The organism is Mycobacterium sp. shizuoka-1, from assembly GCF_002723835.1.
Lineage (GTDB): Bacteria > Actinomycetota > Actinomycetes > Mycobacteriales > Mycobacteriaceae > Mycobacterium.
Genome location: NZ_BEWG01000104.1, coordinates 152778 through 168125, shown reverse-complemented (window position 1 = coordinate 168125; position 15348 = coordinate 152778). Strand labels below are relative to the sequence as shown.

Sequence of the window (15348 nt, the reverse complement as noted above, 5' to 3'; positions counted from 1 at the left end):
GCACAGCTATGGCCTACCCGGTGCTGTCCACCTATCGTCTCCAGCTGCGCGGCGCCGCGGCCGGTGACGCGTTCACCTTCGCCGATGCCGAAAAGCTTCTCGACTACCTGGACGGCCTCGGCGTCAGCCACCTCTACCTGTCCCCCATCCTGACCGCGGCGCCGGGCTCCACCCACGGCTACGACGTCATCGATCCCACCACGGTGTCCGAGGAGCTCGGCGGCGCGCAGGGCCTGGCCCGGCTGTCCGAAGCGGCCAAGGCGCGCGGTCTGGGATTGATCGTGGACATCGTGCCCAACCACGTCGGGGTGGAGGCACCCGAGCGCAACGCGTGGTGGTGGGACGTGTTGCGCCACGGCCGCGAATCGCCCTACGCCACCTTCTTCGACATCGACTGGTCGGTCGACCCTGAGGGCCGAATCCTGTTGCCTGTCTTGGGTTCCGACGACGATGTCGCGGATCTGACCGTTGACGGCGACCGATTGCGACTCGGCGACCTCGCGTTCCCGGTGGCACCGGGAACCGGTGCGGGCACCGGCCCGCAGGTCCACGACCGCCAGCACTACAAACTCGTCGGCTGGCGCGGCGGAGTGTGCGGCTATCGACGGTTCTTCTCGATCACCTCGCTGGCCGGCCTGCGCCAGGAGGATCCGGCGGTCTTCGAGACCTCACATGCCGAGGTGGCCCGCTGGTTCACCGAGGGGTTGGTGGACGGGGTGCGCATCGACCACCCGGACGGCCTGACCGACCCGACCGATTACCTGCGGCGGCTGCGCGCGCTGATCGGGCCCGGCGCCTGGATCGTGATCGAGAAGATCCTCAGCGCCGGCGAGCCACTGGATCCCAGCCTGCCGATCGAGGGCACCACCGGTTACGACGTGCTGCGCGAGGTCGGCGGTGTGTTCGTCGATCCCACGGGCGCCGAGGCGCTCACCGAGTTGGTCGATGCGAACGGCTTCGACTACGAGGGCGCGCCGGAGTTGGTGCGCCAGTTGAAGATCGGCACGACCACCAGCACGCTGGCCAGCGAGCTGGCCCGGCTGTGCCGTTCGATCGTGACCGCCACCGGGGCCGACCATCCGCTGTTGGCCGACGCGGTGGCCGCACTGCTGGCAGGCGTCGGGGTGTATCGAAGCGACTACCTGAACCTGTCGGCGTTGCTCTCGGCGGCGATCGCACACACCGTCGCCGAAGCGCCGGCGTTGGCCGCGCCACTGGACCTGGTGTCGGCCGCCCTGGTCCACCCGGAACCGGCCGCCCGGCTGCAGCAACTGTGCGGGGCGATGACCGCGAAGTCGGTCGAGGACTGCTACTTCTACCGCGACGCTCGGCTGGTGTCGCTCAACGAGGTCGGCGGTGAACCCGCACACTTCGGGGTCAGCACCGCCGAATTCCACCGCAGCGCCGACGTGCGCGCACGGCTGTGGCCGCAGTCGATGACCACGCTGACCACCCACGACACCAAGCGCGGCGAGGATGTGCGGGCCCGCATCGGCGTGCTCTCCCAGGTCCCCTCGCTGTGGGCCGAATTCGTGGCCAGCTGGCAGACGACCACCCCGGCACCCGACGCCGCGACCGCACTGTTCTTGCTGCAGAACATCTTCGGAGTGTGGCCGGCCGACGGGCTCATCACCCCGCAGTTGCGCGCGCGCCTGCACGCCTACACCGAGAAGGCGATCCGCGAAGCCGCGTGGCACACCTCGTGGAACGACCCGGACGCCGGGTTCGAGGACGCGATGCACACCTGGCTGGACGCGATTCTCGACGGCCCGGTCGCCGTCGAGCTCACCGGACTGGTGGTTCAGCTCGAACCGCACGCGCACAGCGACGCATTGGGCCAGAAACTGCTGGCTCTCACGGTGCCCGGCATTCCGGATGTCTACCAGGGCACCGAGCTGTGGGAGGACAGTCTCGTCGACCCGGACAACCGCAGGCCGGTCGACTACTCGGTGCGCGCCGCGGAGCTGGAACGCTTGTCGCACGACAAGATTCGGGTGGTCCGCGCGGCATTGCACGCCCGCCGCGACCGCCCGGATACGTTCCTGTCCGGCGACCACCGTCCGGTGCTGGCCACCGGTGTCGCCGCACCGCACGTCGTGGCCTTCCAGCGCGGTGTCGACGTGTTGGTCGCCGTCAGCCGCTGGACCGTGCGGCTGCACCACGACGGCTGGGGTGACACGATGGTGCCGGTGCCCGAAGGAATCTGGACCGATCGACTGACCGGTGCCCGCTTCAGTGGCCCCACACCGGCCGGTGAGCTGTTCGCCGAGTTGCCCGTCATACTCCTGGAGAGATCCGATGCCTGAATTCGCGGTGTGGGCGCCGCTGCCCAAACAGGTGCGCCTCGACGTCGAGGGGCAGCACTACGACATGACGCCCGACGCCGACGGGTGGTGGCGCGCCGAGGTCGACTGCGCGCCGGACGCCCGCTACGGCTTCGTCCTGGACGACGATCCGGCGGTGCTGCCCGATCCGCGGTCGGCCCGGCAGCCCGACGGTGTGCACGAACGGTCCCAGCGCTGGGATGCCTCGGCGGTGCGGTGGTCCGATGACCACTGGGCCGGCCGCTCGATCGAGGGCGCGGTGATCTACGAACTGCACACCGGCACCTTCACCATCGAGGGCACCTTCGACGCCGCCATCGACAAGCTGGACCATCTGGTGGATCTCGGCGTCGACTTCGTCGAACTGATGCCTGTCAACGCGTTCAACGGCACCCACGGCTGGGGTTACGACGGAGTGTTGTGGTACGCCGTGCACGAACCCTACGGCGGCCCGGACGGTTTGGTGCGGCTGGTGGCTGCCTGCCACGCCCGCGGACTCGGCGTGCTGATCGACGCGGTGTTCAACCACCTCGGCCCGTCGGGCAATTACCTGCCCAAGTTCGGGCCCTACCTGTCCTCGGTGAGCAACCCGTGGGGCGAGGGCGTCAACCTGGCCGGCCCCGACGCCGACGAGGTCCGCCGCTACATCATCGAGTGCGCGCTGCGCTGGATGCGCGACTTCCACGTCGACGGACTGCGACTGGACGCCGTGCACGCCCTGGTCGACAACACCGCGATCCACATCCTCGAGGAACTGTCCGCTGAAACCGATGCGCTGTCGGCGGTGGTCGGCCGGCCGCTGTCGCTGATCGCCGAGAGCGACCTCAACGACCCCCGGTTGATCACCCCCCGCGACCGCGGCGGCTACGGCCTGACCGCCCAGTGGGACGACGACATCCACCACGCCATCCACACCGCCGTATCCGGCGAACGGCAGGGCTATTACGCCGATTTCGGCTCGATGGCCACCCTGGCCACCACGCTGCAGAACGGATATTTCCACGCCGGCACCTATTCGTCGTTCCGGCACCGCAGGCACGGCAGGCCGCTGGACCGCTCGCTGATCCCGGCCACCCGGCTGATGGCCTACACCACCACCCACGACCAGGTCGGCAACCGGGCGCTCGGAGACCGGCCGTCGCAAAACCTGGACTTCGGGCAGCTCGCCGTCAAGGCCGCATTGGCGCTCGGATCTCCTTACACGGCCATGCTTTTCATGGGTGAGGAGTGGGGATCGTCACGCCCGTTCCAGTTCTTCAGCTCGCACCCCGAGCCCGAACTGGCCATCGCCACCGCCGAAGGGCGCAAGGCGGAGTTCGCCGACCACGGCTGGGACGCCGACGACGTACCCGACCCGCAGGACCCGCAGACCTTTCTGCGCTCGAAACTGGACTGGGACGAGGTCGGCGACGGTGAGCACGGCCGGCTGCTGGAGTTCTATCGCGGCCTGATCACCCTGCGCGACACCGAACCCGACATGGCCGACCCGTGGCTGACCCACCTGGTGGTCGACTACGACGAGGAGGAGCGCTGGATCGTGTTGCGGCGCGGCAGCATTGCGATCGGCTGCAATCTCGGCGAAGACGAGGTGAGCGTGCCAGTCACCGGCGACGTGCTGCTGGTGTGGGGCGAGCCCGAGGTCGGTGCGCACGGCACGCAGCTGCCGGGGCACTCGGTGGTGGTGACGCGTTCCTAGGTGAGGTAACGGTAGGCCGGTGAGCCCGGCTCCAGCGGCTCGACGTGCAGGCCGGACGCGTCCATCCGCGAGAGCAGCCCGTCGAGGCCGGTGGCCGCGCCGAGTTCCACACCCACCAGAGCGGCACCGGTCTCCCGGTTGTTGCGCTTGACGTATTCGAACAGCGTGATGTCGTCGTTGGGGCCGAGCACCTCGTCGAGGAACCGGCGCAGCGCGCCGGGCTCCTGCGGGAAGTCGACCAGGAAGTAGTGCTTGAGGCCCAGGTGCACCAGCGACCGCTCGAGCACCTCGCCGTAGCGCGAGACGTCGTTGTTGCCGCCGGAGATCAGGCACACCACCGTCGCGCCCGGTTCGACGCCGGCCTCGAGCAGTCCGGCCACCGACAGTGCCCCAGCGGGTTCGGCGATGATCCCCTCGTTCTGGTACAGGTCCAGCATCGCCGTGCACACCGCGCCCTCGTCGACGGTGGTGACCGAGACCATGTCGCCGGCCGCGGCCAGCGCCTGATAGGTCAAGGTGCCGACCTGCTTGACGGCCGCGCCGTCGACGAACTGGTCGACCTGATCCAGTTCGACCGGGCCGCCGGCGGCCAGTGCGGCGATCATCGACGCGGCACCGGCGGGTTCCACCCCGAGCACCGCGGTGTTCGTCGTCCGCTCGGCCAGGTAGGTGGTGATCCCGGCGATACACCCGCCGCCACCGACCGGCACGACCACCAAGTCGGGTTCGCCGTCGAGCTGGTCGAGGATCTCCACCGCGATGGTGCCCTGCCCGGCCATCGTGCGCGGATCGTCAAACGGCGGGACCAAGGTGGCTCCGGTGCGGGCGACGTCCTCGAGCGCGGCGGCGGCGGCCAGGTCGTACGAGGCGCCGCCGACGATCAGCTCGATGAACTCGCCGCCGTGGTAGCGGATGCGGTCACGCTTCTGCTTCGGGGTCTTGCCCGGCACGTAGACCCGGCCGTGCACCCCCATCGAGCGGCAGGCCAGCGCGAACCCCTGCGCGTGGTTGCCGGCCGAGGAGCACACCACCCCGGCCGCCAGCTCGGCGGCGGAGAGCTGCTTGAGCAGGTTGTAGGCGCCGCGCACCTTGTAGGACCGCACGCTCTGCAGGTCCTCCCGCTTGAGGTAGACCTGCGCGCCGGTGGCCTGCGAGAGCCGGTCGCTGTACTGCAGCGGGCTGCGGCTGACCACGCTGGAAATTCGCCGGGCAGCCTCATCGACGTCAGCCGCGGACAGCGGCGCTGACAATCGGTGCTGGCTCAGTTCGGCGGACACCGATCAATGGTGCCACCATCGGGGGCTGATCAGTGAATCGGCGGGCCAGCAGCGCCACCAGGTCGGGGTGGGCGCCCAGCGGTGCGGTGACCGCGTGCGCGCCGCAGCTGCCGAGCTTGGTGTGGAACACCCCTGGTGCCAGCAGGTAGGAGGCGATGAAGACCCGCCGGCCGGACCGGCGCAGCTCGGTGACCACATCGGCGACGGTGGGCGTGCCGGTGGCGACGAATCCGAGCTGGACCTCCCCCACCCGTTCGGCCAGCAGGGCGGCCGCGTGCGCCAGGTCGCGCCGCGCCGCCGGATCCGAGGATCCGGCCGCCGCCATCACCACGGCGTCGCCGGGTGTCCACCCGACGTCGCGCAGGCGACACCGCATGATCTCGGCCAGCACCGGGTCCGGGCCCAGCGCGGCGGTGATCGTGACGTCGGGATGTCCGCTCTCGGCCACCCGGGCCGGCAGGTCGGCGTTGACGTGGTAGCCGGAGGCCAGGAAAGCGGGGACGACGATCGCCGCACGGTCCGAGGCGGCCAGCACTTCGGCCGGGTTGGGCCCCAGCACGTCGACGAACGCGGTGCGCACCGTGCCGACCCGCTCGGCGACGGCCGACGCGATCTCGGTGACGGTGGCCAGCCCGTGCGGATTGCGGGTGCCGTGGGCGACCAGGATCAGTTGACGCGTCATGTCGTGGCGGCGTCGGTTGCCAGCCGGTAACCGCGCTTGACCACGGTCTGGACGATGCGGGGGGCGGCCAGGGCCGCGCGCAGCCGGGCCATCGCGGTTTCGACCGCATGGGTGTCGTCACCGCCGCCGGGCAGCTGCGCCAGCAGCTCTTCCCGCGACACCACCAAGCCGGGGGTCACCAGCAGGCGGCGCAGCAACGCCATCGCGGCCGGGGGCAGCACCTTCAGTTCACCGTCGACCTCGACGCTGGCGCTGCGGACACTGATGTCGTGCCCGCCCGCGCGGTACTGCCTGGCCAGCCCGGGCAGTTCGTCGGTGATCAGCCGCGCCAGCGCGCCCAACCGATAGCGCTGCGGGTAGCGGGCGTCGATGCCGAGCCGGGCCAACGGGGTGGCCGTCACGGGGCCGACGCAGAACACCGCCACGCTGGTGCGCAGCGCACCCACGACACAGTCCAGTGCGCCAACGGCTTTCGCGCGTTCCAGCAGGGCCGCGACGGCGGGGGCGCTGGTGAAGCTGATGGCGTCGATGTCGGCGTCGATGATCGCCGTGATCAGCGCGTCGATGCGCCGGGAGTCCTCGGGCGGCTCCCACCGGTACACCGGCACCTTGACCACGTTGGCACCCGCCCGGGTGAGCGCATCGCAGATGTCGGTGTCGGGCTCCCATTCGCTGGCTGCACCGTGCAACTGGACCGCGATCCGCAGCTGGTCGACGCCCTCGGACAACAGCCGCTCCAGCACCTCGACCGAGGATTCCGACTCCGGGCTCCACTCCTCGCACAGCCCGGCCTGGCGCACCGCGCCACGCGCCTTGGGCCCGCGGGCCAGGATCCTGGTCGACTCCAGGGCGGCGCTCAGCTCGTCGGAGACGTCCCAGCCGTGGGCGGCCTCGATCCAGCCTCGGAAGCCGATCCCGGTGGTCACCACGACCAGATCCGGCGGCTGCTCGATGAGCTGGGTGGTCACCCGGCGCAGCTCGACATCATCGACCAGGGGCACGATCCGGATGGCCGGCGCATGCACGACGGTGGCGCCCCGGCGCTCCAAGAGCGTGATGAGCTCCTCGGCCCGGCGCGCGGCGGTCACCCCGACGGTGAAACCGGCCAGCGGGTCAGCGTTGTCTGATCTCGACGAATCCATCGACCACCCTGACGTCGTAGACCGGCAGTGCGTGTGACTCGTCGTCGAGGCACCGACCGTCGACAAGGGAGAAGACCTGCTTTCCCAGCGGCGAGGCCACGGTCGGCACGCCGCCCCGGTCCCCGACGATGCCGCGCGACATCACCGCGGCCCGCCCGACCGGATCGATGTTGCCGACCGCGGCCAGAGTGCGATCTGCCAGCAGGAACAGCGCGGCCTGTGTGCCGTCGGGCAGCAGCACCGCCACCCCGCGGCCGACGAGCAGCGTGCGCAGCGGGCACGCGGACGTCCAGGTTTCCAGGTCGAGCCCGGCGCGGGTATCCGCGAGAAGTGTCATGGTTTCAAGCCTCCAAAGCCCTTGATAGAGGGGTCGTGTTTCGCAGCTGTTACGGCCGGCTTTCGGTGGCGTTGACGCTGCCCGGCATGCCCAGCAGCAGCGGCACCTTGCGGGGTCCGCTCTCGTCGAACGCCACCGTCGGGTCCGGCTCGTCCGGCGCGTTCACGAACGACACGAAGCGGGCCAGCTTGTCCGGGTTGTCGAGCACACCGGCCCACTCGTCGGCGTAGCCCTCGACGTGGCGCGCCATGGCCTCGTCGAGATCGGCGGCGATGCCCAGCGAGTCCGCGCACACCACGTCCCTGATGTGATCGAGCCCACCTTCGATGGTCTCTTGCCAGACCGCGGTGCGCTGCAACCGGTCGGCGGTGCGGATGTAGAACATCAGGTAGCGGTCGATGTAGCGGACCAGAGTCTCGGTGTCGAGGTCGCCGGCCAATAGTTGCGCGTGTTTGGGGGTGGCGCCGCCGTTGCCGCCTACATAAAGGTTCCAGCCCTTCTCGGTGGCGATCACGCCGACGTCCTTGCCGCGCGCCTCGGCGCATTCACGTTGACAGCCCGACACGCCCATCTTGATCTTGTGCGGGGAACGCAGTCCGCGATAGCGCAATTCGAGGTCGACGGCCATCGCCACCGAGTCCTGCACCCCGTAGCGGCACCAGCTCGAGCCCACGCAGCTCTTCACGGTCCGCAACGACTTGCCGTAGGCGTGGCCGGATTCCATCCCGGCGTCGACCAGTCGCTTCCAGATGAGCGGCAACTGCTCGACGCGGGCGCCGAACAGGTCGATGCGCTGGCCACCAGTGATCTTGGTGTACAGACCGAAATCGCGGGCCACCTCGGCGATCACCATCAGCTTTTCCGGCGTCACTTCACCGCCGGGCAGCCGCGGCACCACCGAATACGTGCCGTTGCGCTGGATATTGGCCAGGAAGTGGTCGTTGGTGTCCTGCAGCCCGGCGGTGTCGTCGTCGAGGATGTGCGCACTTGACGTGGACGCCAGGATCGAAGCGATCGTGGGCTTGCAGATGTCGCAGCCGGCACCGGTGCCGTACTGGCCGATCAGGGCCGAGAAGGTGCGGATGCCGGTGGTCGCGACGATCTGGAACAGTTCGGCGCGAGTCTGCGTGAAGTGCTCGCACAGGGCTTTGGACATCGCCACGCCCTGCGCCTCGAGCAGCCGCTTGAGCATCGGAATGCAACTGCCGCAGGAGGTTCCGGCCGCGGTCGCGCACTTGATCGACGGGACGTCGTGCGCGCCTTGTCCAATAGCCCCGCAGATCGCTGCTTTGGACACCGCGTTACACGAGCAGATCTGCGCCTCGTCGGGCAGGGCGCCCACCCCGACCTCGGCACCGGCCGGCGAGATCAGCGATGCGGGGTCGGCCGGCAGCGGCCGGCCGACCAGGGGACGCAGGGTGGCGTATGCGGTCGCGTCGCCGACCAGGACGCCACCCAGCAGTGTCGACACATCGTCGGAGACAACGAGCTTGGCGTAGGTCTGGTTGACCGCGTCGTTGAGCACGACCTCCAGTGCGCCGGGCGTGCTGGCGTGGGCGTCGCCGAAGCTGGCGACGTCGACGCCGAGCAGCTTGAGCTTGGTGGACTCCTCGGCACCCGGGAACTCTGCGGTGCCGCCGAGCAGCCGGTCGGCCACCACCTCGGCCATCGTGTAGCCCGGCGCGACCAGGCCGTAGCAGCGGCCGTCGATCGCGGCGACCTCGCCGATCGCGAACACCCGAGGATCGGCTGTGGCACAACTGATGTCGGTCAGCACCCCGCCGCGTTCGGCGATCGGTAGGCCGCACTCGCGGGCCAGCTCGTCGCGCGGGCGCACCCCGGCGGAGAACACCAGCACCGCGGCGTCCAGCCGCTCGTCGTTGGACAGCGACACCGTGATGCCCTCACCGGTGTCGGTGATCTCGGTGGACGCCACATCGGTGTGCACGGTGATCCCGAGGTCGGTGATCAGCCGGTTCAGCAGCGCGCCACCGCCGTCGTCGACCTGAATCGGCATCAGCCGCGGCGAGCGTTCCAGCACATGGGGATTCAGACCGAGCAGCCGTAGCGCGTTGGCCGCCTCCAGACCGAGCAGCCCGCCGCCGACGACGATCCCGGCCGAGCCGGCTGGGGCCGCCGCGGCGACTGCCCGGATGGCGTCGAGGTCCTCGAAGGTGCGGTAGACGAAGCAGCGATCCAGATCGCTGCCGGGGATCGGCGGGACGAACGGGTACGAGCCGGTCGCCAGCACCACGGCGTCGTAGCCGATCCGGTCCCCCGTCGATGTGATGACGTGACGACTTTCTCGGTCGATCGCGGCGGCCGGTTCGCCGACCCGCAGTTCGACCAGATCGTCACCGTCGTACTCGTTTCCGGGCAGCGCCAGCGTCGCGCGATCCCACGAGTCGATGTAGGAGGACAGTCCCACCCGGTCGTAGGCGGCGGTCGACTCCTCGCACAGCACCACCACCCGCCAGGAGCCGTCGCGGTCGCGGTCGCGCAGCGCCTCGACGAAGCGGTGACCGACCATCCCGTGGCCGACGACCACGACCGTGCGCGCCGGCGCGGTCATGCGACGGCGGCGGCGCTGTCGACCGCGGGGCTGTCGGCGGCCACGACGGTGGCCGTCTTGGGGGTCCGGACGTAGGCCACCCAGGTGATGACCGCGCAGAGTACGTAGAAGCCGAGGAACACCCAGAAGGCCATGGTGGCCGATTTGGCGGGCGACAGGTAGGAGGCCCGCAGGGCGACGTTGACGCCGACCCCGCCCAGTGCCCCGATCGCGCCGGCGATCCCGATCAGCGCGCCCGACATCCGCAACGACCAGGCGCTACGCTCCGGGGCACTGAGGTGGTCCATGCTCTTGGACTTGGCTTCGAAGATCGACGGGATCATCTTGTAGGTCGAGCCATTTCCCATGCCGGACAACACGAACAGTGCGATGAACCCGGCGATGAAGGCAGCCATGGTGGCACTCGACGCGGGTCCGGCGGCGGCATCGTCGATCTCACCGGCCGCGACCAGCCACGCCGCGGCGGCGATCATCGCGGCGAAGGTGTAGAGGGTGACCTTGCCGCCGCCGAAGCGGTCCGACAGCCAGCCGCCGAGCGGGCGGGACAGCGAGCCGAGCACCGGGCCGAGGAACGCGATCTGGGCGGCATGCAAGGAGGCCTGCGCAGTCATCGCCGCGGTCACGGGTCCACCGTGCGACAGTCCGGCCAGAAAGTTGATCTGCAATACCTGCCCGAAGGCGAAGCCGAACCCGATGAACGAGCCGAACGTGCCGATGTAGAGCAGCGAGATCAGCCACGAATCACGGTGTGCGAGAACCTCGACCAGCGATCGGGCGTCGCTGCGCTGGTTGGTGAGGTTGTTCATGCGCAACGACGCGCCGACAGCGGCCAACGCGATCAGCACCAGGTAGACGGCACAGACCAGGTGCGGCGACCGATTGCCGACGGTCGCGATGACCAGCAGGCCGACCAGCTGGATCACGGCGACGCCGATGTTTCCGCCGCCGGCGTTGAGGCCCAGCGCCCAGCCCTTGTATCGCTGCGGATAGAAGGCATTGATGTTGGTCATCGACGAGGCGAAGTTTCCGCCGCCGAGGCCCGCGAAAGCAGCCACGATCAGGAACGTCGTGTAGGACGTCCCCGGGTGTGCCATGAAGTAGAGCGTCAGCGCGGTCGGGACCAGGAGCGCCAGGGCCGAGAAGATCGTCCAGTTGCGGCCACCGAAGTGGGCGGTGGCGAAGGTGTACGGAATGCGCAACACGGCGCCCACGAGGGTCGGGACGGCGACGAGGAAGAACTTTCCGGCGGCGTCGATGTGGTAGACGTTCTGCGGCATGAACAGCACCATCACCGACCAGATGGACCACACCGAGAAGCCGACGTGCTCGGCGAAGATCGACCAGATCAGGTTGCGGCGTGCGATTTTCGAGCCGCCGTTGTTCCACGCCTCGACGTCTTCGGCATCCCAGTCGTCGATGTCGTAGCCACTGCGAGTGGTTGAAGTCTGCATACGCCCACGGTAGGAATTCTTTGTTGCGCCTTCGCTGCACGCCGTGATCGATGTGTCACAACCTTCTCACTCCGGCGCGAGCGCCGCGGTGAGGTCAATACACGTCGCGCAGATACCGCTTGGTGGCGACCAGTTCGCGCTTGTAGTCGCGGGCGGCTTCGGTACTGAGCCGGCCGTGGGTAGCGATGATCGCGCTCAGCGCGCTGTCGACACCGGCGGCCATCGCCGCGGCGTCGCCGCAGACATACAGGTGCGCGCCGTCCTGTAACCAGCGCCACAGCTGCGCGCCGGCCTCGATCATCTTGTTCTGCACATAGATTCGCTTGGCCTGGTCGCGGGAGAAGGCGAGGTCGAGCCGGTTCAGGAACCCGTCGGTGACCATGTCGGTCAGATCGTCACGGTAGTAGAAGTTCTCGGCACGGTGCCGGTCGCCGAAGAACAGCCAGTTGCGGCCGGTGTGCCCCAGCGCCCGGCGTTCCTGCAGAAAGCCCCGGAACGGCGCGATCCCGGTTCCTGCGCCGATCATCACCACCGGCGCGTCGCGGTCTCGCGGCGGGCGGAAGTGCGGCGAGCGTTGCAGGAAGATCGGGGTGGTCGTCGCGCCGGCCCGGTCGGCCAGGTAGCTCGAACACACTCCCCCGCGCGGTGCGCCGCCCGGCCCCCGATAGCGCACCACCGACACGGTCAGCTGCACCTCGTGCGGGCTGACCAGCGGGCTCGACGAGATCGAATAGAACCGCGGGGTCAGCCGGATCAGTGCGTCCTGCCATTGCTCGAGCTCGGCCCGCACCCCGAAAGCGCGGATCACGTCGATTCCGTTGCGCCCCAACCGCCAGACGTCCAGGTCGGCCAGCGCGGCCCGCAGGTGGCGGGCGGTCGCCTTGTCGGGGGCTGCGTCGGCCAGGAACGTGAGCAGGTTCGGGGTCAGCCGGCAGATGTCGTAGCGGGTGGTCAGAGCTTCGCGCAGCGTGCAGTGCGTGCCGTCGATCTCGACGATCTGCTCTCCGGACAATCCCGTGGCGGACAGCCAGTCGGCGACGTCCGCGGCGCTGTTGGTGGGCAGCACACCCAGCGAGTCGCCGACCGCGTAACCGAGGTCGTGCTCGGAGATGTCGAAGCCGAACTGGCGCACCTCCTTGGCCGCCGAGGCCGGGGTGAGCGCGATGTTGCGGCTGAGCCTGGCGGCGACCGGATTGGCCCGGGTGAACGGTTGAGCCGTGGTGGCCGGCTGGGTACTGATCTGTGCTGCAGCGGGATTGACCAGACGCATGATGCGCTGGATCCAGCCCGCAATGGCGCCGTCGTCGTGGATCTCGCATTCGCCGCGCTCGAGTAGACGGGCACCGCCGAGGTCGGCCAGCCGGGCGTCCAGTGCTTGGGCGTGGCCGCAGAACTGACCGTAGGAGCGGTCACCGATCCCCAGCACCGCGAACCGCAGCCCAGGCAGGGCGGTTGCGTCGGGCGCGCGCAGCCGGTCCCAGAACTCGATGCCGTTGTCCGGCGGCCCACCGTCACCGAACGTGCTGGTCACCACGAGCAGGTGCCCGACATCGGTCAGCGCAGCGGGATCGACGTCGGCCATGGCGGCCAGCTCGGCGTGGATGCCCTGGGCGGCAAAGTGATTCACGATCCCGGTGGCGAGGTCCTCGGCGTTGCCGGTCTGCGATGCCCACAGCACCACCGGCGCGCCCGTCGGCAGCGGCGCCGATCGCCGCGGTGGCCTGGGGGTCGGGACCGGGCCGACGGGCGCCAGCCGCACCGCGCAGACCTTGAGTTCTGGCTGCAGCGAATCCGGATCGACGGCGTCGGTGGTGACCGCGTTGACGGTCACATTCTCCCCGTGCACGTCGTTCCAGTGGAACGGCGCAAAGCAACTGCCCGGCTGGACCCGGTCGGTCACGACTGCGGGCAGGACGGCACGGCCCCGCCGCGACACCAGTTCGACGGCCTGACCGTCGGTGATGGCCAGGGCAGCGGCGTCACCGGGGTGGATTTCGACGAAGGGGTTGCCGGTCAATGCGGTGAGCAGGCCCACCCGGCCGGTCTTGGTCATGGTGTGCCACTGATGCGGCAGCCGGCCGGTGTTCAGCACGAACGGATAGTCGTCGTCGGGCAGTTCCCGCGCCGGCAGGTGGGGGCACGGATGGAACACCGCTCGACCCGAGGGCGTGGGGAACACCAGCCGCGGACCGGGCCCGGGGTTGAGATAGCGGATCGGATGGCGGTTTTCGGTGTCACCGGGCGGACACGGCCACTGCACCGGCGCTCGGCGCAATCGTCGATAGCTGATACCGCGGATGTCGTAGCCGGTGCGGGGGTTCGCGAACCGGCGGATCTCGTCGAAGATCTGCTCGCTGGACTGGTAGTCGAAGTGCTCCCCGAAGCCCATTTCTCGGGCGACACCGCAGATCAGCTGCCAGTCCGGCCGGGCCTGACCCGCGGGCGAAACACACTGGCGGACAAGGGTCATGGTGCGCTCGGAGTTGACCATCACCCCGTCTGCTTCGGCCCACAACGCGGCGGGCAGCACGATGTCGGCGTACCGGTTCGTCGCGGTGTCGGCGTAGGCGTCCTGGGTGACCACAAGTTCGGCGGCCTGCAGACCGGCGACCACGGTGGCCCGGTTGGGCACGCTGGCCACCGGATTGGTGCAGATGATCCAGCAGGCCTTGATGTCGCCGGCAGCCATCTGCTCGAACATGTCGATGGTTCCGCGGTTGGTTTCGCTGCGGATCGTGCCGGGCCTGCGCCCCCACACCGACTCGACGAACGCCCGGTCCTCGGCCGAGGCGACCGAGCGCTGCCCCGGCAGTCCCGGCCCCAGATAACCCATTTCCCGCCCGCCCATCGCGTTGGGTTGACCGGTCAGCGACAGCGGGCCACTGCCGGGCCGGCAGATCGCCCCGGTGGCCAGGTGCAGATTGCACACGGCGCTGGTGTTGTCGGTGCCATGGGCGCTCTGGTTGAGGCCCATGGTCCATAGCGTCATCCACTGGCCCGCAGCGGCGATCATCGTTGCCGCGGCGCGGATATCGGCTTCACGCAGCCCGGTCAGTTCGGCCACCCGGGCCGGCGGATAGTCGGCGAGGAATTCCGGCATCGCGGCCCAGCCCTCGGTGTGCTCGGCGATGAAGTCGGTGTCGATGTCACCGCCCGCCACCAGCAGATGCAGGAGCCCGTTCAGCAGCGCCAGGTCGGTGCCCGGACGGATCTGCAGGAACAGGTCGGCGTCGGCCGCGGTGGCGGTGCGCCGCGGGTCGACGACGATCAGCTTGGCTCCCGCCCGCAGCCGGTCGGCCATCCGCAGGTACAGGATCGGATGGCAGTCGGCCATGTTGGCGCCGATCACGAAAAACAGATCGGCACAGTCGATGTCGGCATAGGAACCGGGCGGCCCGTCGGCCCCCAGCGACCGCTTGTATCCGGTCGCCGCGCTGGCCATGCACAGCCGCGAGTTGGACTCGAGGTTGACCGTGCGCAGGAAGCCCTTGGCCAGCTTGGTGGCCAGGTACTGCGCCTCGATCGACATCTGGCCGGACACGTAGAGCGCGACCGAGTCCGGGCCGTGCCGGTCGGCGATTTCGCGCAGCCGGGAACCGACCGCCGCGACGGCGTCGGCGACCGGCGCCTCGACGAATTCCGCACCGCGGGCGGGCCGGATCAGGGCACTGACGGCGCGCCCCTGCGTGTCACCCATCAACTCGGCATGGGTGGCACCCTTCGTGCACAGCCGGCCCAGGTTGGTCGGGTGAAGCCGGTCACCGACGACACTGGCGATGACCGGACCATCCGGGCCGGGGGTGGTGCGCACGTCGATGCCGCATCCGACACCGCAGTACGAGCACGCGGTACTGATGGCCACGGCGC

9 protein-coding genes are annotated in these 15348 nt (G+C 69.4%); 2 read left to right on the top strand and 7 right to left on the bottom strand.

All coding sequences use genetic code 11. The annotated features are described in order from the left end of the window. The first annotated feature begins 8 nt into the window (after window positions 1-8). Together treY and treZ are read left to right on the top strand one after the other, a co-directional pair. Window positions 9-2306: a malto-oligosyltrehalose synthase gene (gene treY, locus MSZK_RS26290; RefSeq protein ID WP_099251465.1), complete on the top strand. Its 2298-nt coding sequence runs from the start codon at window positions 9-11 to the stop codon at window positions 2304-2306. Continuing rightward, window positions 2299-4020 (top strand): malto-oligosyltrehalose trehalohydrolase, encoded by a 1722-nt coding sequence (gene treZ / locus MSZK_RS26285; RefSeq protein WP_099251464.1) that lies wholly within the window; start codon window positions 2299-2301, stop codon window positions 4018-4020. The genes treY and treZ overlap by 8 nt, the downstream gene beginning before the upstream one ends. On the opposite strand, the gene ilvA is transcribed toward treZ, so the two are convergent. The 7 genes from ilvA to MSZK_RS33635 all read right to left on the bottom strand — a co-directional run bounded on the left by ilvA (window position 4017) and on the right by MSZK_RS33635 (window position 15343). Further along, complete coding sequence (ilvA, locus tag MSZK_RS26280; RefSeq protein WP_099251463.1) at window positions 4017-5297, bottom strand: threonine ammonia-lyase IlvA; 1281 nt, start codon at window positions 5295-5297, stop codon at window positions 4017-4019. The two genes, treZ and ilvA, sit on opposite strands and share 4 nt — an antisense overlap. Beyond that, on the bottom strand, window positions 5245-5979 hold the full coding sequence (locus tag MSZK_RS26275; protein ID WP_099251462.1) for a sirohydrochlorin chelatase: 735 nt from the start codon (window positions 5977-5979) through the stop codon (window positions 5245-5247). Before MSZK_RS26275 ends, ilvA begins: the two co-directional genes overlap by 53 nt. Beyond that, window positions 5976-7121 (bottom strand): uroporphyrinogen-III synthase, encoded by a 1146-nt coding sequence (locus tag MSZK_RS26270; RefSeq protein ID WP_099251461.1) that lies wholly within the window; start codon window positions 7119-7121, stop codon window positions 5976-5978. Before MSZK_RS26270 ends, MSZK_RS26275 begins: the two co-directional genes overlap by 4 nt. Further along, complete coding sequence (gene nirD, locus MSZK_RS26265; RefSeq protein ID WP_099251460.1) at window positions 7093-7458, bottom strand: nitrite reductase small subunit NirD; 366 nt, start codon at window positions 7456-7458, stop codon at window positions 7093-7095. The genes MSZK_RS26270 and nirD overlap by 29 nt, the downstream gene beginning before the upstream one ends. A 49-nt stretch (window positions 7459-7507) precedes the next feature. Further along, the gene (gene nirB / locus MSZK_RS26260) at window positions 7508-10030 is read right to left on the bottom strand and encodes a nitrite reductase large subunit NirB (RefSeq protein ID WP_099251459.1); all 2523 of its coding nucleotides are present in this window, start codon (window positions 10028-10030) and stop codon (window positions 7508-7510) included. After that, the gene (locus MSZK_RS26255; RefSeq protein ID WP_099251458.1) at window positions 10027-11481 is read right to left on the bottom strand and encodes a NarK/NasA family nitrate transporter; all 1455 of its coding nucleotides are present in this window, start codon (window positions 11479-11481) and stop codon (window positions 10027-10029) included. Before MSZK_RS26255 ends, nirB begins: the two co-directional genes overlap by 4 nt. 94 nt (window positions 11482-11575) lie before the next feature. Then, window positions 11576-15343 carry a bifunctional nitrate reductase/sulfite reductase flavoprotein subunit alpha gene (locus MSZK_RS33635; protein ID WP_099251457.1) on the bottom strand — a complete coding sequence of 1256 codons (3768 nt, stop codon included), beginning with the start codon at window positions 15341-15343 and terminating at the stop codon, window positions 11576-11578. Window positions 15344-15348 lie beyond the last annotated feature (5 nt).

Bases quoted from the DNA above. Each gene is read 5' to 3' on its own strand.
- treY (WP_099251465.1), top strand. From the start codon at position 9: ATGGCCTACCCGGTGCTGTCCACCTATCGTCTCCAGCTGCGCGGCGCC.
- treZ (WP_099251464.1), top strand. From the start codon at position 2,299: ATGCCTGAATTCGCGGTGTGGGCGCCGCTGCCCAAACAGGTGCGCCTC.
- MSZK_RS26275 (WP_099251462.1), bottom strand. From the start codon at position 5,979: ATGACGCGTCAACTGATCCTGGTCGCCCACGGCACCCGCAATCCGCAC.
- MSZK_RS26270 (WP_099251461.1), bottom strand. From the start codon at position 7,121: ATGGATTCGTCGAGATCAGACAACGCTGACCCGCTGGCCGGTTTCACC.
- nirD (WP_099251460.1), bottom strand. From the start codon at position 7,458: ATGACACTTCTCGCGGATACCCGCGCCGGGCTCGACCTGGAAACCTGG.
- nirB (WP_099251459.1), bottom strand. From the start codon at position 10,030: ATGACCGCGCCGGCGCGCACGGTCGTGGTCGTCGGCCACGGGATGGTC.
- MSZK_RS26255 (WP_099251458.1), bottom strand. From the start codon at position 11,481: ATGCAGACTTCAACCACTCGCAGTGGCTACGACATCGACGACTGGGAT.